A 24927-nucleotide genomic window follows, 5' to 3' on the forward strand; every position below is an offset into this window, starting at 1 on the left:
ATGTCATGTTCTAGTTGAAAGGAGAACACGTTACTGCACCTTGGAATACATCAGCAAGAGCACATATTTTTGCAACCTACGTTCCTAAATCGGAAGCTGATCTTGGTATCCAAACTCAGTCTATACAGCATTTTATAGAAACACCTATTTATAGGATTCTAATTGAATGGACGCCCCAAACTTAAACGGCATCAGTATGCAAAAATGGAGGGCGCTGGCTTTATTAAAACGAGAAGGCAAATGCTTGCCGGATGTAGAGCACCAACAGGTGACGTACCTCAACAACGTGATTGAATGCAACCACGGTAAGTTGAAGCAGATAATCAATCCAATGTTAGGCTTCAAAACCATGAAGACAACTTACGCCACGATCAAAGGTATAAAGGTCATGCGCGCGTTGCGTAAAGGCTAGACAGAACCTTGGTCACAGGGCGAAGTACGTCTGGTGAATTACGTTTTCAGTCTCTAAGGCTTTTAACCTGAGAGAGAATTTACCTTTAACGGCTCCGTTATATTCGTTAGCGGCCTAATTACACCCTGAATAAGGCCACCCTCGACTTTGGCGAATATTTTCAACAGAACCCACAGAACCCTTTGTTACGTTTCGACTGGGAGTGGGGCAGACGCTTACCAACCTTCTTATTTCTATACCATACAATCTGTTTGTTTAGACGAAACGCAAGGAGAGTTTATGTACCATTCTGCACCACATGTTCAGAGAAACGCATCGCCATCATCCGACTGGATTGGCATTATTATCCCTGAGGGTAGTCTTATGAGGAACCTAGAGGTTGCCAGACAGCACTCATGGTTGCGCCGTCAAGCGGGTAATGCCGGCGCTATTGCAGCCCGAAATACGGCATCCGTTGTGATACCCACGGCAGTCAGGGAATTCCTTCGACGCTATGTATTCAACCGTATTGCCGAAGGTAGCGCTTCGCTCGCGTTGGGAAGCGTTGCCGGTTATTTCCCTTGCGTGTTAGAAGCTACGGGGCTTTATCGTGATGTCAATAATCATACTTATACCCGGTGGACTATTGCGGGCAGGATTGCCTGCATCATCCTGTCCGGCGCGGGTGTGACAACCTTGATTGCCATCGGAGCTATGGGCAGTTCCGCAGCCGCGGCACTAGCCGCAGCGAATTTTGTGTATACGCCATTACGCGACGTTATCCAGCATTACATTCTTCGCGAGGATAATCTCGAGACAGATGAACGTTGCCAGAGAATATCCGCAGCGATGGGTGCCATTGCATATGTTCCCAATCAATTTGCGGTCAATGAGGCAATGCAGTACTGCACAAATATTCTTGAACCCTATACCGGTGCCTTGGGGGCGAATATTGCAGCACGTTCTGTGGTGAACTTTCTGGGCGAGTGCGCCGATGATACGGTCTCTTTAGGCAGTTCTTCTTACCTCACGGGCAGAGAGGTGGAAACGCATGTTCGCTTCAGTCCACCGTCAATGCGCACATGGAGTGTAATAACAAACAGAATACTTAACAATAATGCAGGCCGCAGTGCCTTGTTCTCAACGGTACTCGGTGCCGCTTATACGAGCGACTTCACCGCAACACCCAGAACTTCGAACAGTCATGTCTCACTGACCATAGAAAGTGCGGCGGCGGGGGCAGCTGCCGGATTAGCATATCTTCCCTATGTCTTGACGTTGGGACAGGCACCTCGCAGAGGATATGACCTAGAGGCGGGGCACGCGTGGGGAAACAACCCTGAGGGCCAAATTTCCCAGACAAGTTTTAATGTTATACGTGAGCTATAGATCCCATTCCCAATCAAAATGCAACAAAGTGAGGCGTTGGTGCATGGATGGCTAAAGGGGTATAATGTGGGGGTTCTGTCGAAAATCTGAAAGCTCCGTTATTGCGGACCAAGACATCTGAATAAAGGTTGAATGATGCTCAGTTTTAAAGGTCGCCACTTTCCTAAAGATATCATTTTGATGGCTGTGCGATGGAAGCTTTTCTACCCGCTCAGTTATCGTCATATCATATAGAAGAGCTACTGGAAGAGCGGGGCGCCACTGTAGACCATTCAACCGTGCAAAAATGGGTCATCCATTATTCGCCGCAACTTGAGCAATCTTTCAGAAAAAGGAAGAAGCCCGCGGGCGCGTTTGGAAGATGGACGAGACCTATATCAAAGTGAATGGCCAGTGGGTTTACCTTTATCGGGCGGTGGATAATGGCGGGTATACGATTGATTTTATGTTGTCAGAAACCCGTGACAGCGCAGCGGTATTGAGGTTTTTCAAAAAAAATTGGGTACGGAATGGGAACACTCAGTAAACCGCTGTTTACCATTGCGCCTTCTTCCAAACGGTCCATTTGCATTCGATCTTTTGTCGGTATAAACCGCTCCGGACCATAGCCTGCTTCATTATCTTCTACAAGAGAAGGTACCTGTCACGCTACGGCAACACCAGTTCCTCGCTGATTTCTGGAGAAAAACGCCTTATACCCGACTGGCCCTAAGAAGCCTGCGCCAGGCTATCTCTGTATCACATCCCAGAGGGCTGATAATGCCACATCCGGTTACGACTATTCGCGAGACTCATCGTTAAATCCTCATCATTCGGGTCGGTGTTTTCAAGGCCGCCGGAACGTAGTCTCTGGCGACCCCTTCTGTAGTACGTCACGGTCAAACCGCTGTCTGTGACTCCGCAGGTTTCTGTCCATCAGGACGTATCCTGAACCAAATGGCATACATGGGCTCCGTTTGGGAAACGGAAAACATTGTACTATAAGGGCTTCCCCGGCATGTCAACGCCGGTTTTATGGTTTCTGTCTGCTCGTCAGTAAAATAAAGGGGAGAGACTGCGGTACTATAAACGGCCATGATGAATCGTTATCAATTCGGGCCCTGATGAAAGACGCGCGTGAGGTTCTTGTTCGTTAAGCGGATACGTATATCCTGTACAATAGCCAGATAGGCCTCACCGAAGTCTGCCCGTTTTCACGTGGGATAATATTGTTAACTGACTCAATCCCTATCTGCCTCATTACAAGGCAGCATTCGCTTTTTCGGTTTTCCTTTACCCGCATTGTTATCGGCTCCTCTTACGATTCGCTTTGCTTTCTCAGCGACAGTACGGACTTACCGCGTTCCATACTCATGACACGGATAGATTAGGTTCCACATCTTCCCCGGTGATGTTGTGTTCCTGTGTTCGGATTTAAAGACCGAGACATCCCATCACATACCTTTTGGCCCAAGCCTGTCAGCATCTTTGGCTTGTTCGCACTAACGGGGACTAAACCGTGATTCACGTATGTTAACCATCCTATCCAGCCTAGCATCCCTGCCGGATGATGCTTCCAGCAGTAGGGGTTACCTCACGGTAAACCCTACTCGTTGAGGGATTACATTGTCCCGAAGGCTTCATACCCTGCCGTTACCAGCAACGCATGCTTCGGTAGGCTACTGCTGAGGAAACAACAGGTCTCTCTGTCCTAAGTGGGTGAGACAATCATGAGTACGACTTCGCGTCGCACTTTAAAAAGTGCATCGTACGGTGTGGGTGTCATTTTCATTGGCCAATAGTAGCATAGTCATTGATAACACGTATTTTAGCACCATAGCGTGAAGAATACTGCGGTTAGGGCCGGAGTTGGTGATGCGATCTCGCGCTTTAAGTGTGGCTTCATCAGCACCATAGATTCCGTTTTCCAAGCAACCCCCTTTATAGTCGACTTTAACTGCCGCTTTGCTCGCCCCGCTAAGTTTCCTAAGGATCTGCACCGTCCCGTGACTGAAATTCAAGAGGAACTTGAAGATATTTTTGCCTAGCAAAGCCTGAGAACGCTATCGAAATCACTGACGTTTCAATATGATTAAAACCTTTATCTTGTTGACCCTACAGAAGAAAACTCACTGATTGTCGGTGAAAAAATCATGTCGTATGACTATCCGGATGGAACGATATCGTTCAAGTACGGCCACCGTAGCCTGACATACCAATCCTTTGACAAATTGGCCTGCGTTGACCAAGGGCGCATAGTTGATAATAAAAGGCTGGGTGCGGTACTCCAATTGGCTCAACTCAAACAGGAAGAACTTAGCCTGGCGGGGAAACGGAGTCGGAGCCAGCACATGCCTAAACGCAGAGCACAGCTCAGGGCACTGGAAAAACTTAAAGCCATCAATCCAGTACTGGTCAATCCAGAAGAATTCAGAGCCAATTTAAAACGTTAATCTCAAACGCCAAGGTGACATTTCTACTTTGGATAGGCAGCGCAACAGAGAAATCTAACCTTCCGGTATGAGGTATATAACAATTCAATCATTAGATATACATATATGCGGAATGTGCATGGTTGTATTCAAAAACAGAGTTAAAGCATGTTGCCATTGCAGCGGTAACTGGGCACTTCCCGGGAAATATCCATCTCTTTTCATAGATGTCGCACGAGAAAAGTTATGGTGATACCTTGCACCTGGTTTATCAGCATTCAGGGAATTAGATGCCATCTTCATTTGAGCAAAATGACTGTTTATTTTTATCAGACTAAATCCAAGGGAACTGGATGGATCAAAACCAGCTTGCAAGGCCACTGCGGTATGGTGCGTCATTCCAGCAGCACGATTTAGAAGATATTCAGGCATAGCTGAGCCACCAAATCTCTCACCGACAGCGCCTGAAGCATAGCGGTTCATGCCCTGCATTGAAGTATTATTTAATACCGCTGAATCTAGATTTCCTCTGGCATCGAATATATTTACAGGAGCTAATTTTACGGAACGCTTTTCTGTATCAACTACACCAATAAACCACTGCCCAGACAGCGCAGATTTCCAGTCAGCGATGCTGTCATGGTCAATGCTTAAGTACGGAGTGGCATTAGAATGATATGGCATACGTGAAAACTCTAAAAATAAATAAAGTTGCATACTAAAATATATGGAAGCTATTTCAAAATCTAAGATGCAATAGAGTATTTCTGCTTACCACGCATCCGCCTGTTCTTTCAGAATCGTATGCAGGTGACGACCATCGGCGGTAAAGGGGCACTGTTGCAAAAATCTGGTGATGATAAGCTAAAGCGCCATTTCGGCTGAAGGGGGCTTGTTGCAAAAAATGGCGTTGTCATGAAAACTGAAGCTATTCATCCCTTCTTCAGTGAACCCACATGACCCCTGGCGATTTCAAATGGAAACATGTTGCACCCGAGATCATCCTGTGGTGCTTACGTTGGTACGGTTCAACCCCAATGAGTTATGCCAATGTCAGCGATATGCTGGCAGAGCGTGGGATTTCCGTTCATCGTTCTACCATTTACCGGTGGTTTATTGAATATGCACCCATACTTCGTCAGAAATTGAGACGATATCAATTTACGCATGCCGACTCCTCATGGCAACTCGATGAAACCTATATCAAAGTCAACGGAAAATGGTTTTATCTCTATCGCGCCATCAATAAGCACGGTACTACATTAGATTTTTACTTTTCGGCTAAACGAAATAAAAATGCTGCCTATCAATTCCTTAAACGGGTGTTAAAACCCTATCCGGTTGAAAGACAGCCGAAAATACTCAATACCGATAAACATTCGTCATACGGTTACGCTATTACTCGTTTGATGAAAGAAGGAAAGCTACGGGATGATGCGAAGCAGCGGCAAGTCAAATACCTGAATAATCGTATCGAGTCTGACCATGCACCCATCAAAAAATTGGTAAAAGCGGCCGGGGGGTTCAAACGGCCAAATCGAGCCTGGTCAACTCTTCAGGGATTTGAGACGATGCGACGACTGAATAAAGGTCAATTTGATATTTGGCTACGCTGTGACGAACCTGAATGTCGCGTGCGGGAAATATCCGCCTTTATGAATCGGCTCTTTAACATTGAGACGGTTTTAGCCTAATTATTTCCCCCATCAATGAGTAAAATCAACGACTCTCATTATTTGCAACAAGCCCGTTCAGCGCTATGCACCTGAAATGGAAAAGTGCCTGCGATGGTACTGGCGTCATCCGACCGACCTTCGTCCCTGGCATCTGGATGAAACCTACGTCAAAATCGGTGGCAAATGGGCTTATCTGTACCGGGCCGTCGACAGCCACGGTAGAACGATTGATTTTTATCTTTCGTCTCGGCGTAATACTCAAGCGGCTTATCGATTTTTGAAGAAGATGTTGGGTCACTTACGGGATTGGGAACAGCCACGACGCATTATTACAGATAAAGCAACCCACCTATGGCAGAGCGCTCGCGTTATTGAAGCCCGCCAGACGTGGTGCACCGTCTGGTGAAATACCTCAACAACGTGATTGAATGTGATCATGGTAAGCTGAAGCCGATAATCAATCCGATGTTAGGCTTCAAATCCATGAAAACGGCTTATTACACGATCAAGGGTATAGAGGTGATGCGCACGTTGCGTAAAGGTCAGGTTGAACCTTGGTATTATGGTCATCCTCAGGGCGAAATGCGTCAGGTGAGCTACGTTTTCAGCCTCTAAGGTTTTTTAGCCTAAGGGAGCGTTGACCCTAACGGGCTATTTGCAACAGTGCCAAATGACCAGCAGTAAAATTGAGTCGGCTAAAAAATTATTAGCCAGCGATATCCCTCCCAGAGACGTGGCTAAAGATCTCGGCGTTTAGGTACCAACGCTGTACCGTTGGTTGCCGGCATCAAAGCATTCTTAGATTGCATGCAGGAAATATCTGACACTTTCACGAGGAAAAGAATGATCGACTTAACCGCAGAGCAGCAACAGTTGGCGAAGATAGTTCATGACTACGCCAGCCAATTTCCTCCGACAGAGAATGATTTTGATGTAAGTTTCATCCATGCGTCACCGACGACCTACTGAGCGTTTATGCCGGCGAAATACCTTATCCAGCAAGGGCACCAGACGGATGACCCAACGGTGAAGCGTGGAGTGGTCAACGATAATACCGCGCTCCGCCATCATCTCCTCGAGATTACGCAGGCTCAGGGCGTAAGCCAGATACCAACGAACACATTGCGCGATGATATCGACGGGATAATGCAGGCGTTTAAAGGCATTTTGGATCAGAGACATGGGTAGGCAACGTCGTAAAAAAACAGCATGTTACCTGACCACGCCTTAATGCGACAGAACCAGGGAGTACACCCTATTGCGACAATACCACCTGTTCAATCTGTATATTTTCACGTCGTTTTAATTTGACACTTTACCATTACATGACTATTGTAAGTGTCAAAGAGAGGTAAATATGACTAGCACAATTCAAAAAGAATGCCGCAAACTACTGTCCGCAGAGCAAATGTCCGTGTTTGACCGCTTATCAAATTTAGCAGTCGAGTTAGTGGCAAAATTAGCTGAAAAAAAACAGCTAACCACCGCTCGCAACATGACAGATAACGAGCTGGCTAAACTCTTTTTTGAAACTCAACTAGACCGGTCTTCTGAGATGTCACCGCGTGAAAAACGCAAAATGGATCATCTAAATGAAAGCGCGGTCAAATTTGCAGAACGTTTGAAGAGACTCGGCGGAACATGCCGGGCAAGTAAAGCAGCTGACATCATCGGAGTAAAAAGACAGACAATTAACAATCGACTGAAAGCAAAAAAATTGCTGGCAGTGCAGGTAGGGGGCGAGAGCAAATTCCCGACATTCCAGTTTGACGGAAACCGCATGGTTGATGGGCTGGAAGAGGTTTTATTGTTGCTGGGAGATTTTAGCCCAGTCACTAAAACCTCGTTCTTGACTGCTATGTATTTTTTCGATGATGAAGAAAATTTAAATGTCATAGATGCACTGAAAAAATACGGCACGGCAGGTGAACACATGAAAGAGATCCGCAAACAAGCCGCTCTCTTCGGTCATCAGGCATCCCACTAAAAAAGGCCCCTTAGGGCCTTTTATTTACGAGTAATCTGCACTCACATCAAACTGTAGCGTTTCCACCACAATTTCAAATCCATCAATGTCTTTTTCCTGCCAGTTTTGAGGGAAATTATCTGGGTTCGAATCAACATGTGAATAAACGGAACTATGCGTAACATCAGCTAAGGGGCCTGTCTCCCCTTCGCGTTCCCAGAAGGCAGTACATATCCCCACACCGTAATGCCTGGAACTGTACGAAACACCGTCATACTGTAGCCCTTGTGTGTTCGCAGCCCAATCGGTAATGGCTTGTGTAATGTCCTGTCGATTGCCCATCGTCTGATCAGCAGTAATATGCAACATACCCTGCAACTTCGTCATATTGATGGTTCTCGTATCACGAGTCGTCTCTAGCGTATACATCTGAGCCTTGTGTAAATCACTCAAACCGAGAGTAAAATTCTCTGGGTCACGTTGGTAGACTCTTCCCAACGATTCAGCTATTGCAGCGGCGGCGTTATCTGCGGCGTAGCAGATACCTGTGCGGCCCGTAGGGTCGTTGTAGCGACCTAACGGTTCTGGGTCCATCGGTGCGCCATAATGCACACCTGAAGGATATTCGTCCCATTGCCAGCGCATTTGTTGAATGCCTGTCTCACGAATGTCACTCGGAACACGCCCCTGCATTTCTAACTGGTTTAACTGCTCATGGATGGAATCTCCATTCGTTCTCTTTTCTGTTGCCACGGAACACCTCTGTTTCTTTCAAAAATTATTTGAGCCATACATTCACCATTACTGGGATATAGGGAATTGATTAGCCTACGTGTTTACCCGTAAGCCACTTACCTTTTTAGGGGCATACGCATCTTAGGTTTTGTGGAACGTAGTTTCAACGATATGATTTATATGACTTCTAATTAAGAGAATTGACAGAGAGAGAAAGGGCAGAGAGAGCTGCTATATTGTGAGAAATCGGGGTCTATTTAACATATTGCGCGGAAAACGGCATATAGCGCGGGAGTACGCCCTATTGCAATAGGTAAGCCTGTTCAAAAATCAGGCTTAACGAATGGAAGGGACTTCCCCTGGATATCTGCTAGGGGGTCCTCAATGGGTGCTCAAGCCTCAACAATCCGAAATTGGGAGAGATGTTCCGAGTTTTGCTGATGGCCTTCGTCTCTCGTTACGTCAGGCACCGACTTTAATTGGTGTTGGTGAGATACGTGATCTTGATAGGGGTCAGTTTGGATATCGAAAATTATTGTACGTTAAGGTGATTTTTTGTACCTCTGAGCTGTGGTAGAGCTTGACCATGTTGACAGGCAGCTTTGAGCGATCAGCAGACGTTTGCATTATCGCTCATGCATCGATAAATGAAATATGGCTTACGGATTACATAAAAAGAGTCCGGTGTAATCGGACAATATAATCTGCAGTCGGATTGGATCGCTTATCCCCCATTCGCTCCTGAATTGCCTGAACAGCAATATCCCGACGCGCAGGCAGCCGCGTTTTTTCCGTTGCGGCGATCGCTGACTTCATTTCATCATATGTGAGGTCAGTGCAGTAGCAAGGTGCACCCGGTTGTTGACGCCATGACTCCTCAATTGTACCTGCATCGAAAGCGTCGAACCCCGTATCACTGACAAGACGCATAACCATTTTCTTGTGCTCTTCGATATTCCCTGCCACCGGAATTGAAATACGTCCCACCGTGCCCTCTGCTGTACCTTTTGTCGCAAGGGAATCTGAACCTATTGCATTCCACGCCTTCACCAGCGGACGGTTCAGGAGATGCGCCACCCACGCGCTTTCGACCTGACCATCTGAGAACGCATCAATGTTGCCGTCGCGATGTGGATAATAGTTAGAGGTATCAGCAACGATAACATGCTGGGGTAATTTCCGGATCAGAGGAGCGATATCCGCAAGCTTTGCCATAGGTATGGAAAGGATGACAACCTGCGCATCCTTCATGGCACTGACTGCATCAGCTGCTGCAGCGCCCGTTTCAAGCACGTCGGGGGCTATCGTTTCAGGTCCGCGTGAATTAGCAACCTTAACGGAGTAACCGGCAGATGCGAGACTGCGAGCAAGCGTTTTACCGATGTGGCCGGTTCCCAGAACAGCAATCCGGTACTTTTCATTACTAATCATAATTTTCCCTTTTTGGCTCAGGCCGTTACTGCACGGTTACGTTTGACGATAGCATCATGAGTGAGTTGTTCGCCTGCAGACATAAACTCCCTGATCAACGCATCTCTGTTCAGTGGAGCGCGAGTTTTATCCGCTGCCTTAAGGGCTGCTTCAAGCTCTCCGGTTTTTAGCTCAGTACAGTAGGCTGGCGTGCCGGGCTGTTGCCGCCATGATTCGCTAAGCGTACCGGCATCTACTGCATCGAAACCGGTCTGACTGACCAATTCAAGCGCAACAGATTTTGCTACCGGACTGTCGCCGGCAACCGGGATAGCGATACGGGACGGTGAACCGGCAGCCAGCCCTTTCTCTTGAAGCGTCTGGGCCAGAACAGCGTTCCAGGCTTTGACAAGAGGGCGTTTGACTATTTCACTGGCGTACACGCTTTCAGGTTTGCCTTCACGGATCTCTTCAATGTCCCCGTCGCGGAAGGGGTAGTAATTAGAGGTATCAATGACGACGACGCTTTCCGGAACATCACGCAAGAGTTCAGCCAATTCACCATGCTTATCAAAGGGTATAGAGAAGATGATGACGTCCACATCTCGTACGGCCTCCTGGCGCTCAACCGCCAGCGCACCCACTCTTCGCGCCAACTCTACAATGGTTTCCGGTCCTCTTGAGTTCGCCAGTTTGACCTCATGGCCCTGCACAGAGAGCTTATGTGCCAGCGTCGCACCAATGTTTCCGGCGCCAATAATGCCTATTTTCATACAAGTACCTTTTATCTGAGTGGAGGATGATCAGTTATCAGCGGGATGGGCAAAGCTATTCAGGGTATCTCGTAACTCCTCAAGCTTTGTATCCGATAACTGACAGGCTGATTTGATTCTTTCGGTTACGCGCCACAGCTCGCTTTGCAACGCGAGCCCGTCATCGGTGAGGGTAATGAGAACCCGCCTTTCATCTGCGCGATCCCGCGTGCGGGTTATGCGTCCGGCAGCCTCAAGTCTTTTGAGAATGGGAGTAATGGTGCCGGTGTCCATGCCAAGCTTATTCCCAATATCACCCACGGTGCGTGGGGTTCCGTTAAACAACTCCAGCATGACCAGATACTGGGGAAAGGTAAGGCCCAGCGGATCCAGGAACGGCTTATGTAACCGGTTCATGCGGCTCGCCGCACCATAGAGCGCAAAAGAAAGTTGTGTCCCTATTTCCTGTCGTGACTGCATGTTCATATGCCAATCCATTATCTTGTTGATGATTATATAGTGTGCTAGATAAAAGCATATAGCAAACTTTTCGTCAGTTATAGAGTGATGAATAAGTAATTCGTGCGGTATGACAATGACAACAAATCAGGCTGAGAAGTCTCCAGACCGACGGGTACTATCGTTCTGGGCTATTCAAAAAGGTCTGCTGTTGGCACGCAGCGGACTTTACTTACATAGATGATGCGTCACGCTGCTAGTCACAGGGCGCTAACTATTACGCCATGGCTGCAAATAAACACTGTTATTTCAGCTTTTCAGGTTGATTCATTATTTTTATGAAGCGCTTGTATCCGGCAAACCTGTGATGCACTGTAGCCCGTAGCATCAGCCGTTTCCTGGATACTCAGTTTCTTTACCTGTCGGTAGTACAGGACTTTCTGATGCCGCTCCTGATCGGCTTGTTTACCCCGGTATTTCCCCAGTGTATGTGCCCGTTCAATTCCCTGCTTCTGGCGCTGGCGGCGGCTCAGCCAGTCCTTATGCGACATCGCGGCCATCAGGTCGATAAGCATATTATTGATGGCGGTTATCACGGCACGGGTGATTGGATCAGCCTGCGAAGGGTCTTTATCTGACAGCGCCTGCCATGAGGTGGGTACATCCAGGCTGACAATCCGCAGTTCGTGTTGTTCTATCTGCTTTTTCAGCGTCATCCAGTCACTGTTACTCAGACGGGTCAGGCGGTCAATTTGCTCGACCAGTAAAATATCATTGCGGTGACTGTCCATCAGTAAGCGTCCCAGCTCCGGGCGGTCGAGTTTTGTACCGCTTATGTTCTCCCGGTAGTAACTGGCTATTTTATGTCCCCGCTCCTGAACAAACTGCTCCAGCATCTCTTTTGCCCGATCGGCGAACTGATCTTCCGTCGATGCCCTTAAATAAGCTCTGATGAACACTTTTCCACCACGTTATCGCATTTAGGTTATTGCATTTAATCTATCGCATATAGGTTATGTCATTCATCGTGTGTCGTCACGTTTTGAGTATGGCGTCAGGGTGTACCCTTATGCGATAAGCATTTTTGTTAAAAATACCGAACCGAATAATTTATGAGGGAAACTATATGGCAAGGAGGCAGATTCTTTCTCTGTCGGAAAGAGAATCATTACTGGCATTGCCAGAAGATGAGTTAACGCTGACCCGAATGGCGTATTTCAGTGAGCATGATCTGGCGCTTATCAGTGCTCACCGTAAACCCGCCAACCGTTTTGGTTTTGCCGTCCTTCTTTGCTACCTGAAAAATGTCGGCTTTGCCCCGGATAAAAAAATCCCACCCTCTGATGCGCTGCTGAAGCATATCGCCAGCAGGCTAAAGCTTACCGGGGATCTCTGGCCTGCTTACCTTTCCGGCAGGGATACGACCCGGCGTGAGCATTTAACCGAACTGTACCGCTATCTTGGCGTAAAGGCGTTCACCGGCAAAATACAGCAGGACTGTATTACACACCTGTTGTCGATGGCGACGCGCACCGATAAAGGTATTCTCCTGGCCGAAGAGTTACTGGTCTGGCTCCGGCAGAACAACGTGATAATCCCCACGATTGATGTCGTGGAGCGTACCTGTGCGGAGGCCATGGCTGGCGGAGATAAAATCGTATTTCAGACTCTGAATGCCCCGTTAACTCCGGCGCACAGGGATGCCCTGGATCGTTTACTTGAGTCATCAGATAATCAGCCTTCCAGGCTGACATGGCTTCTGCAACCGCCGGGGAAAATCAACGGTAAGAACGTGCTGCAACATCTTGATCGGCTCAGTAGCATTGAATCGCTGGCATTACCTGAAGGTATAGATCGTACCATTCACCAGAACCGGTTGCTGAAACTGGCACGGGAAGGCCGAAAGATGAGTAGCCGGGATTTGACCCGATTTTCAGCAGCCCGCCGTCATGCGATCCTGGTTTGCGTGCTGGAAGAGGCCAGAGCCACACTGACAGACGAAGTGATTGAGCTGCATGAGCGAATGCTGAACAGCCTTTTCAGCAAAGCCAAAAGAACACAGGCTGAGCGCCTTCAGCAGACCGGAAAGCTGATCCAGTCCAAACTGAGGCAGTACATCGATGTTGGTCAGGCGCTGTCTGATGCCCGCGACTCCGGTGGCGATCCATGGCTCGCAATAGAAAACATACTCCCGTGGCCTGAATTTGTCGCCAGTCTGGAGGAAACACGCCATCTCGCCAGAAAAAATAATTTTGACCCGCTGCATATTATTACTGAGAAATACAGCACATTACGGAAATATGCCCCGCGCATGTTGTCCGCTTTACAGTTAGTCGCCACCCCGGCAGCGCAACCTCTGGCTGATGCCCTGGTTGTGATCAAGGATATGTACCGGAAGCAGTCACGTAAAGTTCCGGCGACTGCGCCGCTTGAGTTTGTCCCTGAAAGCTGGCGCAAGGTGGTGATTACACCTGCGGGTATTGACCGGCAGTACTATGAATTTTGTGCGCTCAGCGAGCTTAAGGGAGCGTTGCGCTCCGGGGACATCTGGGTTAAAGGCTCACGCCGCTACAAAAATTTTGATGATTACCTCATTCCCGAAAAGGACTTTGACAAACTCACACCGGCGCTGCCACTGCCCGTATCTGCTGATTATCATGAGTACATTGCCAGCCGTATGACTCTGCTTCAGTCCAGACTTGAAGAGGTCAATGCTATGGCTGCCCTTGGTGAACTGCCCGATGTGGAAATATCCGACAAGGGCGTAAAAGTCTCTCCGCTGGATAACTGCGTTCCGGCGCAGGTTTCACCGCTGGCAGAACTGGTTTACAGCATGCTACCGCGACCTAAAATCACGGAAATTCTCGACGAGGTAAACAGCTGGACGACGTTTACCCGTCATTTTTCGCATATAAAAAATGACATTATCCGCCCCGATACCCGCCTGCTCCTCACCACCATTCTTGCAGATGGCATCAATCTTGGCCTGACTAAAATGGCAGAAGCCTGCCCCGGGAGCACCAAATCATCACTGGAAGATATTCAGGCATGGTACATCCGCGACGAAACCTATTCAGCCGCTCTTGCTGAGCTGGTAAATGCGCAGGGAAAAAGACCACTGGCGGCATTCTGGGGAGACGGAACAACGTCATCATCAGATGGACAGAATTTCAGAACAGGCAGCTCAGGCCGCTACGCAGGGCAGGTTAACCCGAAATATGGTCAAGAGCCTGGACGTCAGTTTTATACCCATATTTCGGATCAATACAGCCCGTTTTACACCTGCATAATCAGCCGGGTCAGGGATTCAACCCATGTTCTCGATGGCTTGCTGTATCACGAAAGCGACCTGGAAATCAGGGAGCATTACACCGATACAGCTGGTTTCACCGATCATGTCTTTGCCCTGATGCATCTGCTGGGCTTTGCGTTCTGTCCACGAATCAGGGATCTCCACGACAAGAAGCTGTTTATCAAAGGGAAGGCAGACCAGTTCCCGGCGCTTCAGTCACTGATATCAACAACCAGCCTGAATCTGAAAGAGATCGAAATTCACTGGCGTGAAGTGCTGCGCCTGGCAACCTCGATAAAGCAGGGAACCGTGACGGCATCCCTGATGCTGAAAAAGCTTGCCAGCTACCCCAAGCAAAACGGACTTGCCAAAGCACTGAGGGAAATTGGCCGTATTGAACGAACGCTGTTTATGCTCGACTGGTTCCGCGATCCGGCACTTCGTCGGCGGGTCCAGGCGGGACTGAATAAAGGAGAAGCCCGTAACGCGCTGGCGCGCGCGGTATTCCTGCACCGTCTGGGTGAAATCAGGGATCGTAAACCGGAAAATCAGAGCTACCGCGCCAGCGGACTGACGCTGCTGACGGCAGCTATCTCGCTGTGGAATACCGTCTATATGGAAAGAGCGGTCGATGCCCTGAAGCGTAAAGGGATGAAGATCACCGAGCAACTGCTGTCGCATTTGTCCCCGCTAGGCTGGGAACACATCAATCTTACAGGCGATTATATCTGGAAAAGCAACCGGATACCGGCTTCCGGTAAGTTTCGTCGGCTGAGGCCAGCTAAAGTAGAAAGGTCAAAAAATAACCTTAACGTACAATAATTTTCGATATCCAAACTGACCCCTTGTACAGCTATGGCCGCGGTAGATATAACAGTGAACTTAACTAATAGACCTCAAGACTACGGCCCGTAAATATCGAAGGTTCCGGCTTATGCTCTTATAGCCAGTCGTGACCTGGCCCCCCTAATCATTTGTATTTTTCAGAGGCTATTCCCTTTTTTATATAAAGTAACGGAGAGCATGAAAAAGTTTAGGGCAATAACGTAACACGTTGATGGAATAGTCATGTTGTTCTCACCCACATTCTGCTTTTAATACAAATCTAGCTTGCTATGATGTGGCCAATATCATGGTGTGCCCCACACTTTTTCATGCTCTCCTTAGATAATTTTAACAGAAACTTAAGTTTTGGGATTGTAAGCAAGATATTTAGTCACCTAACTCACTGGTATATTTAGGTGACGAAATGCCAGCAATGGGCAGAATTACCTGAGTGCCCAGAAAGATTTAATTTTCTGAGCAATGAGAGTAACAACAAAGGCAACAATGATAACAGCGGCAACGACAATGGAGAATATAGAAACCTCACGAAACAAAAAGGCAAAGCCCGTCACAATCATATCTATGATGCTGCTCATCGACTACCAATCATTGAAGGATGACGGGTTTAGAACGGCACTTATAAAAAGTTTAACTGTATCCATACTGGCCTCCAATAAAAGTATTGTTTGATTAGCATACAAAATATACTTAACGTAGGTTTTCACCCCATTGGACCTCAAACCCCGTAACTGACTAGGTTTAACCTGTTAGTTAATCTGTACGGCAACTTTCTTTCATTAATTTCTCATAAAGTTTATCTCTATGCCCAAGATTCAAACTAACATTCGTAACTCCAAATCTATCTAGAACTGATTGAAAATATTCAAGAGATAGGGATGCAAAATCATTTTCATCCAAGTTAGAGTAAAGGGGTGGGTCGCGGTCTGGTTCTATTACAAGGAAAAAATAATCTAGAACTTTATCCCAACCTAACAGAATTTCTATCCTACATCCATTTGAAGTTATTCCATCAAGAATATATCGACTCATTATCATCATCAGTAACAATCATAAGACATTAAGTATAACATACTCAAAAGTATTATTTTTCATGTAAGTAATATATAATTTAAATACAGGTAGAATTAATTTTAAATAAGGTATAAAGATTTATATATTCAGGCCGATAACTATAGTACAAACAAGCAAGGATTATTATGCGTAACTCATTGAAACTCCCAAATAGGTTATGTTCTATAACATCTCATCCTTAATCATCATTAAGGATGAATATTTGTTTTTAACGACGATGACAATTATAAAAAGTAGATAGATTTGTAATTGTAGCGTTCTTTCATAATTACTAATTATACTCAACTGAGGTTTTTGTGCACATAGCGACTATAATAACTCTGGTCTTTTTATTTATTACATTAATTTTTGTGTGTCTTGTTCTATTTTATAAACTGAGAAGAAAAAACGAGCAGATTAATGATCCAAATGCTGCATATTCAATATTGTCTCACTGGTGTACTAATGTACATAAAGGAAGTGATTTGGAGAGATTATACGCAGAAATGGAATCCTCAATTGAACTTCTAAATCAGCGTAGAAATAGTTAAAAAGATACCCAGGGCGCTTAGATAATAGCGCCCTAGTTAATTATTCCAATACCCCCAGTTTTGTTCCCAAAGCCTCGGCAGTTTCTAACTTTTGTTCCATTTCCTCAATCAGCTGCAGCGTTAGCTTTACCAGATCTAGTGTCAGCTGTTCCGCTGCCGTAAAATTCAATTTGAGAATATTGAGCTGCCCTTTAGTTAACTGGCTCTGTATCTGTGCTTTTTCAAAACCATCGTATGGCTTGTTATCTTTGAGGATTTGTGTGATACGCCGCAGGATAACCTTATCAATACCAGGGTACTTTGGATTATCAAATATATGGGGATGGCTTTTTATAAAAGGCTCCCAGGAGAAGAGAATGTCATACCTGTGCGCATAAGTATGTTGTTTAGGTCGATAATGCCACACCCCAATAAAAGGGATATTCTCATTTAAGCACCGCTGGAAATGTTGCTGTAAATCCTGAGCTACAGCCCGTCCCTCATACAGTAGATAGTAATCGGAAGGCCTTAGGGATGGCACTGTAATGCGCGGCGGTGAGGCAGTCAAAACAGTATGAGTAGTCTTACCCAGCCACATGTCCCGTATTTGATCACGAACAGGAGGTATTGTTATACAGAACCAGTAAAGCGGGATGTATACCGCTATTGGAGGATCGAGCTCATTTCCATTTTCTGGAATATGAGGTAAAAAAGTATCTAGGATTTCATTAATACGTGGGTTATCTCTAAACTTTTCAAGCCAGCTAAGAAAGGGCCGTGTAACTACCTGGCATAAACATCCCCAGCTTGTACCATATTTGTACAATGACCAACCAGGCTCTCTCGCATAGTGTAATTGCACGTATGCAACCAGGCATTGTACGAATGCATCATGCGTGCGGGTTTTTATCGTAAATCTTTTACGCGGTTTGATTAGTAAATCAATAAACAACGTGGACATAGAAACCTGGCAATCTGAATTCATGGCTAAACCCATAATCCTACGTCATTTTTTTTGGAATAGCACTTTGCCTGCCTGTAAAACCAGTGTTAAACCCGATCCATCGTTCATGATTGATCGAATACTGATCAATACGGCTATGCCGTATGCAGGCGACAACAATGTAAAAGATAAACGCTATTGGTAAGGGTCGCCGGTGACCCGCGTAGCGGTTCCAGGCTTTCATAATCCCGTTACCTCCCCCATCCTGCTAGACCTATCTTTTTGAGGCTTGAGCTGTGCGAGAGCCGTTTAACTCGGCTTACAGCAATGAATTAGTCTAACGGTCGGAGACAAAAGAAAGAACTAGCGACTGAAACTGATGGGTAGGATTAATCCTAGTTAATAACGGATGGTTATGCGAAGTCCTTTTGCCCGGCTTTAGCCGGGAGCTACTTACTTCTGTTTTTTATTCAGTATTGGCAATGCGTAATTTGCCCTGAGCGAAGCGAGGGGAGCTACTTTAGAGAGCTGGCTTTAGCCGCTCGAAAAGTACTCCTCTATTTAGAGGCTTCTTTTGTTCAGTAATAACGTTCGAAATTAATGATATTTATCAGACAAGTTACGAAATTAAGTACATCCATTCGAAGTTAATAGTACAACTATTCAGCATTGTCTGAATTGCGTCACTCTCAGTCATAAATTCGGGAAAATAATGCTAAATGAAGAGTCGGGGAATAGTAAAATAACGCTCTACTTCAAGCGTTCTGCCAACCCAAAAACCGCGCCAGGCACGGTAAAGTTCGGGATGTGTGAATATGGGGGCTAGACTATGCCTGCACGCTCAAGCAACAGGCGGTAATAGGTTTCAGGGTCACTGTGTTTGAGGCCAGGCTGTTCTTTCTGCAACGCTTGTTCTTGCATCACGACTTCATGCGTCATGACAGCCCCACTTGTTGACCATTTAACATACGCCTGATAATACGGGTTTTGCCGTTTATGTTTCGCTTTGGCCAGACTGCGTATATTTTGCTGTGTCTGGTCCAAAATAAGATCGAGGCGCTGGGTATTATCACTGTCTATTTCAGACAGTCGTCCTTCTAAAAGAGCCACTTTTTCTTGTTTTTCTTTTGCCAGGTCAGGACTAACAACCCAACGTTTGATTTGTTTCAAGCGATTACGCAGTGCAGGTTTGTCTTTCAGGTCAATACCAATACGCTCAACACGCAACAGGTGCCGTTCATATTTCTTACGCAAACTTTCAGTCAATCCGTTTTTTATCGCCCACGTTTTGAACTGGCCAAGCCAATGACGGATCTCTTCAACAGCAATGCCTCGGGAAATGAAGAATTTCTCGGTCAGCCACAGTCGCAGCGGCTTGTTCTGGCCACTGTCAGTATCTTTACCGTGAAGCGCTATCACATAGCCCAGCTGTTCCTGCACGGATAACGCATGCAAAGGACTGTCGTAAGCTTTGCGACCATTATCATAAACATGCAACATCCCCATCGAGGCCGCAATTTGCTCAAACGGGGCCATTATTTCGAACGGGTAATCACTGTCAGGGTTGTAATCGCAATTTGCAGCCAGTGCCATTGACAACGCTGTCAGTGCTTCACAACTTTCAGAACGTGCCGAGATACGCATTGCCTTTGGCGTAAAGTAAGGGTCATTACGCTTGGTGTAAGGCACATAACCTTCCCGCCGCAGTTCAATGAGATCATGATTGCGGTGCCAATTATGGCTTTGCATACGCGCAACAACTTTAGCCGCCATGCCTCGAGGCACAGGGCAACACAACTGGGGTGTATAACGCCGATGAACTTTAGATTGTCCACGTCGCAAAGCGTTTGATTCGCCTCGCCGTGTACGTTTTAGAGGATCAGGATGTACCTGAATTGCCTGTTGGCTTTGACTATTCACCCCATCCTACACAGATGGCGGATGGGTATTGTTTTCTAAATTGCATGAGTTATAATCTCTCACAGGCCAGCGCCTGCTTTGTGACCCCCTGATATCTGTCTCTTCCTCCAAGTTGAAACCAGATTTCGGGGGGTTTTTGCATTTAAGGCCCGTTGTTCTGGAACCTTATACCCCAGACATTTAAGGATATGCCCCATCCTGCAACAGAGCGACATAAAAAAACATCGCTCTTTCTCATCCATTTGTACCTGTTCAGATACTTATTCTGCTAAGAAACCCCAGCAAAAACATGCGTAAATACTACCGGATTTTGGCCGGCTTGCAACAATTGGATCTCTGGTGATCTCTTTTTGTGTCGAATGCCACCATTTACGTATCCTATCTCACCGCACGATTATTTTGTATCCCCCCCAGTAACACAACCAACAAAATCCGCAAAAAAAACCATTCCTCAAACATAGTTAGCCTGGAAAGAAAACAAGAACATTCCGATTACTCAATTTTTTAGCCCGTAATCGATCAATGTTTAACCGGTCAGTGAAGTAACTATGAAAGTCAAATATTCTGATTATTTAGTTTTAAAGATCAATTGATCTGTAAAAAGGATCTTTCCCAGATCTTTTAATCAAAAAATAGGGGTAACTAGTTATTTATCACTGTTTGATACATTCATATCAGGATATATGATCGTTAAAAAGTAATTTACAACAGATTAGATTGAAAATACCATTCAACACCATACTTAAGTACAGGTTCAAACGGTTTGCAAGTCCGCCAACTTTCACCCGCGAAAAACCCGTACATTTGCTTTAGCCTGGACTGTGCCTGGTAGCTTCCTACCGGCACCTCTCTGCCCTTGGTTGTCGGGTACAGTCCAGGCTAAAGCGCAGTTAGGAGAACCGCGATGCACGTTTTCACTATCGCTCGTCTTTGTCAGTTGAACCCACTGGGTTCGATTTTGGCGGAGCTTACTCACTTCATTGCGCTTTTTCATTATTCTTCCGCTCATCACCGGGGAACATCATGGAACGCTGGTATCTCGCTTGCCATAAAGCAGGAAAAGATAACGTCTTCAAAGCCCAGATGACCCTGGAGCGCATTAATGTCATGGCTTTTAGTCCAATAATGCGCACTTATCGTCCTCGGGCCGACCGTCCGGGCCAAAACCGACAAGTCATTGAGCAGTTATTTCCTGGTTATATCTTTATTTGTTTCGATCCCGAAATTCATCACTCATCTAAAATCGAAACCTCCCCAGGCATCAGCCATCTGGTACGTTTTGCAGGCGAAATCGCGCCTATCCGCGAAACAGTCGTGGACAGTGTGATGCGGTTGCCGGTTTGTGTGCAGGCATTTGCCAGCATTCATCCCGGAAAACGTCAGTGGGATAAGAATCAGATTCCACTCAATAACGTGCAACGCCAGCAGATCCAGTCGTTGGTTGATGAAAAGGATGGCGAAGTCCGCAGCGCACTCTTCTTCGCTTTTATCGAGGCAATCCGCTAGCTACTAATGAGTTTGTTGTATTTGATTTCAGTATTTCTCTGCTTAATCGGAGGATAGATGTCAAAGCAAGTCCAAGATGTTCCCCCTGTCATTGAATGGCAATCTGATGATTTTGTTCTACAAGCTTTTACCTTAGAAAATGATGTTCGTAGTCCGGGTAACAAAACACACGACACCGGTAAAGATTATCTCCCACAATATATTTCCCATTTGAACTCTTGTAGGCCACGCCGGCATTCCTACCCCCAGTAGCACCCTCAGTCTCCACTGACCTCTTGACCACCCGTAATGTCGGGTGGTCTTTTTTTCCTGCATACGCCACCGCGTAACCGAGGTGACTTGAATGTCTCTACGCAAAACATATTCCCTGGGTGTTCAGCATGACCAAATGCTGACAGAACAGGCCGTAAACTTGACCGGAAGACTCGACCGGCCCATTGCTTGTCGCCATGTCCTTTACGCCATTCTGGACCTGGCTTACCAAATCGACAGCGCTGAACTGGCTCAGAAAGTCCTCGATATAGCCAACGAACCCCGTCGAACACGCGGCTCCAGGAATAAACGCCAATGAAAATGCTCATCCCCATGGCATTAGCGCCGATGGTGTTGAGCGGCTGTGCCCTGACGAATCACAAGCCCCCTGCAACTCCGGCACAACAATTTGTTACCACGCTGATACAAGAACAGCGCCCTCTTATTCAGCAAGCTCAGGCTGAACTGGCGTTAGTCAGCAATGTCCGATTAAAACCTAAGAATCCGTTGCCGGTTGTGCCACAAAAAGCAAATAAACCGGTATTAAATGCGGCCAATAAATCACAATCATCTATGCTGGCGGGCCAGAAGATTGCTGGATTACACGCTGTTAGTTTTACTGATGGACGACCGGGTACTCCTGCGCTGGCGGGCGCGGGTCAAGCTCAGACACTGAGGCAGGCAGTTACACGAATAGCGCCAGTAGGTTGGCAACAAAGTTATGGCCCAGGTATTATGCCCGATGTGCGGCGACCACTAGAGTGGCGCGGTAATGATCAGTGGCCGTATGTACTGAATAGTTTGCTTACGCAGGAAAAACTAAAAGCATCAATCGACTGGCCAAATCGAAGGATTTCTGTTTCTACGTTATCCACGACAGTCCCACTTGTACCCAAAGCCTCCGCGATCACAACAACTACCGCACCATCCCTTAAAACCGAAGTAGTCAATAAAAGCAATCCATTCACTGGAAAATCTGTTCCAGAGAAGAAAACCCAAACAGTACTTTCTGCAAAAATATCCACGCCAGGTGAGAAAGAAGCACAGCGTGTCTGGATTATGGCGCCGGGTAGCACCCTCAAAGACTCAATTTTGACATGGTCTGCCGAAGCGAAATGTTCACTTCCAAACGTTAAACACTGGACCGTGGAGTGGTTAACTTCCGTGAATTACCGTATCGATGCTCCGCTGGTGTTCCATGGAACATTTATGGATGCACTGAACGGTGCTTTTAGCCTTTATCTGAATGCTTCGGTGCCGCTGTATGCAGGAACTCGGAGTCAGCAGTGTCAGGTGACCGTCAGTGACGAGGTGCCAAAATGACGCACTGGATGATGGTGTTTATGGTCGGTCTGTTGACATTGACGCTCGTCCCGCCCCGGCACACTGAAATGAATGCGTTGTCTACTCAAACCACCGAGGCGCAGGCACAAGCTGTGGCAACGGTAAGTTATATCAACCAGATAAACGACACGCTCTACACTCACCCACAGAACGATGGCGTGGTTGATATCGCAAAACCAGCATTCCCTCTCGGCCCTGTCAATAACCTCCGAACCCAAGGAAAAACATGGGTTTATCAACCTGACTATCCTGGACTCATGAATGCATTAATCAATGCATCACTGAGTTCATCGCTTGTAGGTCGAGTCTACAACCGGCAGCTGTTTGATCACACGGGACTCAGCACAGGACTCATGGCTCCCACATCAATTCCAGATGGGTCAATCGTCTACATCAATTAATGGAGAACACATGTTGCTACAACCAAGGGTAAAACTTGCCCCTATTTTTGCCTGCCTGTTACTGACGGGTTGCCCAAGTCTGGACCGCATTAATACTCAGATCAGTGATACTGAAAATACTCAGAAAATCGTTACTGGCAAGATTGAGGACATGCGAAAGGGCAAGGTCGTTCAAGAACTGACATCGCAATGGATTAATACAACCCCCATCACCGGAAAAGGCAGCGAAAAAAGCCAACTCCCTTCGTGCGCACCAACATTTAGTCGTGCCGGTGACGTTAGCCTTGCAGAGATTGGTGCCTTCATTTCTACAACCTGCCGAATTCCGTTATTTATCACACCGGATGCCCAAGGGGTCAGTAGCTCAGGGGGAACAACGACTCAGGCAATGAGCGGTTCTATTCCCCCGCCTGATCCGACTACGGGCATGATCCCGTTGGCACAATTAGGTTCAATGTCAGGCCCTTCTACTACACCGGTGACTACGGCCAGTAACACTTTGCATGGTGTGTTCTGGCAAGGTGGGCTAGATGGCTTCCTGGATAACATCACAACCCGCCTTGGGCTATCGTGGCGTTATGAGCAGGGTAAAATAACTATTTTTTACATTGATACACGCACGTTTCCTGTCAATTTTATGGATAACATGACGGTCTTTTCTTCCACGACAGTCAGCGGTACAACAACCAGCAACGGCAGTTCAGGAGGGACCACTTCTTCAGGCGGTATTGCCGGCGATAACAACACATCGCAATCGACCGAAACGAAGATAAAAACCAGTTTATATGACGATATCAAAACCACTGTAACCGCTATGCTGACGCCTAAAGTGGGTCGTATGAATCTTTCTGCTGGAATGTTAACGGTAAGCGATACACCTCAAGTACTTGAAGCTGTGGGTCGTTATATCGCTGACCGTAATAAACAGCTTAACCGGCAAGTGGTCTTTAATGTTCAGGTTTACAGTGTCGAAGCCCGTAATCAGGAAAACCTGGGGTTCGATTTGACAGGCGTCTTTAACAGCGGCAGCGTCAAAGGCATGCTAACAGGTTCATTTGCGAATGCGGCCGAGAATGCGATGAGTGGTGGGGTTACCCTACTGGATGGAAAAGGAAAAGGGTCTGCGGCATTTATTAAAGCACTGTCTGAAAAAACCAACACCAGTATCGTGACTCAAGCCTCTGCCATGACCACGAATATGTCACCAGTACCTTTACAAATGGCATTACAGCAAGACTTTGTCGCTGGAATTACGACATCTCAGACGGCCAATGTAGGCAGTTCTACTGATATTCAGCGAGCCACCATTACCACGGGTTTTAATATGGTGGCCATGCCTTACATGATGCCGGAAAGCGACCAGATGCAACTGCAATTTTCTATAAGCATCTCAGATGATCCGACGTTCCGCACCGTCAAACAAGGTGATGCGCAATCAGAGCTTTCCCGAACACACCTTAAAACCTCCACTTACCGCGTTATTCTCCGTTCTGGCAATACCATGCTGCTGACTGCCTTTGATCAGGGCAACAACACGGCATCCAAACAGGGCGTTGGATCAACCTCATTCTGGGGATTAGGTGGCGGCGGAAACGCGGAGAAAAGTCGCAATATGTTACTCATTCTGGTGACAGCTAACATTGTGGGATAAATA

General features: G+C 46.8%; 21 protein-coding genes and 6 pseudogenes. 15 read left to right on the forward strand and 12 right to left on the reverse strand.

Annotation, left to right across the window (positions count from 1 at the left end; all coding sequences use genetic code 11):
- Window positions 1-211 precede the first annotated feature (211 nt).
- The 3 genes and pseudogenes from Q2T72_RS22460 to Q2T72_RS22470 form a co-directional block, all read left to right on the forward strand.
- Window positions 212-412 (forward strand): annotated as a pseudogene (locus Q2T72_RS22460) (DDE-type integrase/transposase/recombinase); the annotation flags it as partial.
- 279 nt (window positions 413-691) lie between these two features.
- Window positions 692-1780, forward strand: coding sequence for a hypothetical protein (locus tag Q2T72_RS22465; RefSeq protein ID WP_372569981.1), 1089 nt, complete (start codon window positions 692-694; stop codon window positions 1778-1780).
- Window positions 1781-2141: 361 nt separating this feature from the next.
- The gene (locus tag Q2T72_RS22470; protein WP_372569982.1) at window positions 2142-2306 is read left to right on the forward strand and encodes a DDE-type integrase/transposase/recombinase; all 165 of its coding nucleotides are present in this window, start codon (window positions 2142-2144) and stop codon (window positions 2304-2306) included.
- A gap of 1207 nt (window positions 2307-3513) precedes the next feature.
- Here Q2T72_RS22470 and Q2T72_RS22475 read toward each other — a convergent pair.
- The gene (locus Q2T72_RS22475; protein ID WP_372570011.1) at window positions 3514-3690 is read right to left on the reverse strand and encodes a hypothetical protein; all 177 of its coding nucleotides are present in this window, start codon (window positions 3688-3690) and stop codon (window positions 3514-3516) included.
- Window positions 3691-3699: 9 nt separating this feature from the next.
- Between Q2T72_RS22475 and Q2T72_RS22480 the strand changes: the two are divergent.
- Window positions 3700-4212, forward strand: a pseudogene (locus Q2T72_RS22480) (ISNCY family transposase); the annotation flags it as partial.
- An 84-nt stretch (window positions 4213-4296) separates the two neighbouring features.
- Here the strand turns inward: Q2T72_RS22480 and Q2T72_RS22485 are convergent.
- On the reverse strand, window positions 4297-4908 hold the full coding sequence (locus Q2T72_RS22485; protein ID WP_372569983.1) for a hypothetical protein: 612 nt from the start codon (window positions 4906-4908) through the stop codon (window positions 4297-4299).
- Between the two features lie 239 nt (window positions 4909-5147).
- Here Q2T72_RS22485 and Q2T72_RS22490 point away from each other — a divergent pair, with 239 nt between their 5' ends.
- The 4 genes and pseudogenes from Q2T72_RS22490 (at window position 5148) to Q2T72_RS22505 (ending at window position 6836) form a co-directional block, all read left to right on the forward strand.
- Entirely contained in the window at window positions 5148-5885 is a 738-nt protein-coding gene (locus Q2T72_RS22490) for an IS6 family transposase (protein WP_372569984.1), read from the forward strand.
- Between the two features lie 55 nt (window positions 5886-5940).
- Window positions 5941-6482 (forward strand): annotated as a pseudogene (locus Q2T72_RS22495) (IS6 family transposase); the annotation flags it as partial.
- 52 nt (window positions 6483-6534) lie between these two features.
- Window positions 6535-6624 (forward strand): annotated as a pseudogene (locus Q2T72_RS22500) (recombinase family protein); the annotation flags it as partial.
- Window positions 6625-6710: 86 nt separating this feature from the next.
- The gene (locus Q2T72_RS22505) at window positions 6711-6836 is read left to right on the forward strand and encodes a hypothetical protein (RefSeq protein WP_372569985.1); all 126 of its coding nucleotides are present in this window, start codon (window positions 6711-6713) and stop codon (window positions 6834-6836) included.
- Here Q2T72_RS22505 and Q2T72_RS22510 read toward each other — a convergent pair.
- Window positions 6822-7049, reverse strand: a pseudogene (locus Q2T72_RS22510) (IS6 family transposase); the annotation flags it as partial. The gene Q2T72_RS22505 and the pseudogene Q2T72_RS22510 overlap by 15 nt on opposite strands.
- A gap of 175 nt (window positions 7050-7224) precedes the next feature.
- Between Q2T72_RS22510 and Q2T72_RS22515 the strand changes: the two are divergent.
- Complete coding sequence (locus tag Q2T72_RS22515) at window positions 7225-7854, forward strand: DNA-binding protein (RefSeq protein WP_372569986.1); 630 nt, start codon at window positions 7225-7227, stop codon at window positions 7852-7854.
- 24 nt (window positions 7855-7878) lie between these two features.
- Here Q2T72_RS22515 and Q2T72_RS22520 read toward each other — a convergent pair whose 3' ends face one another.
- Window positions 7879-8586 carry an RES domain-containing protein gene (locus tag Q2T72_RS22520; RefSeq protein ID WP_372569987.1) on the reverse strand — a complete coding sequence of 236 codons (708 nt, stop codon included), beginning with the start codon at window positions 8584-8586 and terminating at the stop codon, window positions 7879-7881.
- 346 nt (window positions 8587-8932) lie between these two features.
- Between Q2T72_RS22520 and Q2T72_RS22525 the strand changes: the two are divergent.
- Window positions 8933-9070 (forward strand): annotated as a pseudogene (locus Q2T72_RS22525) (plasmid transfer ATPase TraJ); the annotation flags it as partial.
- Window positions 9071-9234: 164 nt separating this feature from the next.
- On the opposite strand, the gene Q2T72_RS22530 reads toward Q2T72_RS22525, so the two are convergent.
- The 4 genes from Q2T72_RS22530 to Q2T72_RS22545 all read right to left on the reverse strand — a co-directional run bounded on the left by Q2T72_RS22530 (window position 9235) and on the right by Q2T72_RS22545 (window position 12148).
- Window positions 9235-9999: an NADPH-dependent F420 reductase gene (locus Q2T72_RS22530; protein ID WP_241569609.1), complete on the reverse strand. Its 765-nt coding sequence runs from the start codon at window positions 9997-9999 to the stop codon at window positions 9235-9237.
- A gap of 17 nt (window positions 10000-10016) precedes the next feature.
- On the reverse strand, window positions 10017-10751 hold the full coding sequence (locus tag Q2T72_RS22535; protein WP_214194878.1) for an NADPH-dependent F420 reductase: 735 nt from the start codon (window positions 10749-10751) through the stop codon (window positions 10017-10019).
- A gap of 30 nt (window positions 10752-10781) precedes the next feature.
- On the reverse strand, window positions 10782-11216 hold the full coding sequence (locus Q2T72_RS22540; RefSeq protein WP_181540659.1) for a MarR family winged helix-turn-helix transcriptional regulator: 435 nt from the start codon (window positions 11214-11216) through the stop codon (window positions 10782-10784).
- A 290-nt stretch (window positions 11217-11506) separates the two neighbouring features.
- Window positions 11507-12148, reverse strand: coding sequence for a recombinase family protein (locus Q2T72_RS22545; RefSeq protein ID WP_099064839.1), 642 nt, complete (start codon window positions 12146-12148; stop codon window positions 11507-11509).
- A gap of 167 nt (window positions 12149-12315) precedes the next feature.
- Between Q2T72_RS22545 and Q2T72_RS22550 the strand changes: the two genes are divergently transcribed.
- Window positions 12316-15303, forward strand: a complete 2988-nt coding sequence (locus tag Q2T72_RS22550; RefSeq protein WP_372569988.1) for a Tn3 family transposase — start codon at window positions 12316-12318, stop codon at window positions 15301-15303.
- A gap of 446 nt (window positions 15304-15749) precedes the next feature.
- Here Q2T72_RS22550 and Q2T72_RS22555 read toward each other — a convergent pair whose 3' ends face one another.
- The 4 genes from Q2T72_RS22555 to Q2T72_RS22570 form a co-directional block, all read right to left on the reverse strand.
- Window positions 15750-15902, reverse strand: coding sequence for a hypothetical protein (locus Q2T72_RS22555; protein WP_179210579.1), 153 nt, complete (start codon window positions 15900-15902; stop codon window positions 15750-15752).
- Window positions 15903-16077: 175 nt separating this feature from the next.
- On the reverse strand, window positions 16078-16356 hold the full coding sequence (locus Q2T72_RS22560; protein WP_372569989.1) for a hypothetical protein: 279 nt from the start codon (window positions 16354-16356) through the stop codon (window positions 16078-16080).
- Window positions 16357-16968: 612 nt separating this feature from the next.
- Window positions 16969-17892, reverse strand: coding sequence for a hypothetical protein (locus tag Q2T72_RS22565; protein WP_050074375.1), 924 nt, complete (start codon window positions 17890-17892; stop codon window positions 16969-16971).
- Window positions 17893-18672: 780 nt separating this feature from the next.
- On the reverse strand, window positions 18673-19599 hold the full coding sequence (locus tag Q2T72_RS22570) for a Replication protein (RefSeq protein WP_329956817.1): 927 nt from the start codon (window positions 19597-19599) through the stop codon (window positions 18673-18675).
- A 1194-nt stretch (window positions 19600-20793) separates the two neighbouring features.
- Between Q2T72_RS22570 and Q2T72_RS22575 the strand changes: the two genes are divergently transcribed.
- From Q2T72_RS22575 to Q2T72_RS22590, 4 genes are all read left to right on the forward strand, one after another.
- The gene (locus Q2T72_RS22575; RefSeq protein WP_050074372.1) at window positions 20794-21276 is read left to right on the forward strand and encodes a transcription termination/antitermination NusG family protein; all 483 of its coding nucleotides are present in this window, start codon (window positions 20794-20796) and stop codon (window positions 21274-21276) included.
- Window positions 21277-21843: 567 nt separating this feature from the next.
- Window positions 21844-22851 carry a TcpQ domain-containing protein gene (locus Q2T72_RS22580; protein ID WP_050074368.1) on the forward strand — a complete coding sequence of 336 codons (1008 nt, stop codon included), beginning with the start codon at window positions 21844-21846 and terminating at the stop codon, window positions 22849-22851.
- The gene (pilM, locus tag Q2T72_RS22585; protein WP_372569990.1) at window positions 22848-23273 is read left to right on the forward strand and encodes a type IV pilus biogenesis protein PilM; all 426 of its coding nucleotides are present in this window, start codon (window positions 22848-22850) and stop codon (window positions 23271-23273) included. The genes Q2T72_RS22580 and pilM overlap by 4 nt, the downstream gene beginning before the upstream one ends.
- A 10-nt stretch (window positions 23274-23283) precedes the next feature.
- On the forward strand, window positions 23284-24924 hold the full coding sequence (locus Q2T72_RS22590) for a PilN family type IVB pilus formation outer membrane protein (protein ID WP_050074365.1): 1641 nt from the start codon (window positions 23284-23286) through the stop codon (window positions 24922-24924).
- Window positions 24925-24927: the final 3 nt, after the last annotated feature.

The organism is Yersinia sp. 2466 StPb PI (genome assembly GCF_041538325.1).
GTDB lineage: Bacteria > Pseudomonadota > Gammaproteobacteria > Enterobacterales > Enterobacteriaceae > Yersinia > Yersinia enterocolitica_E.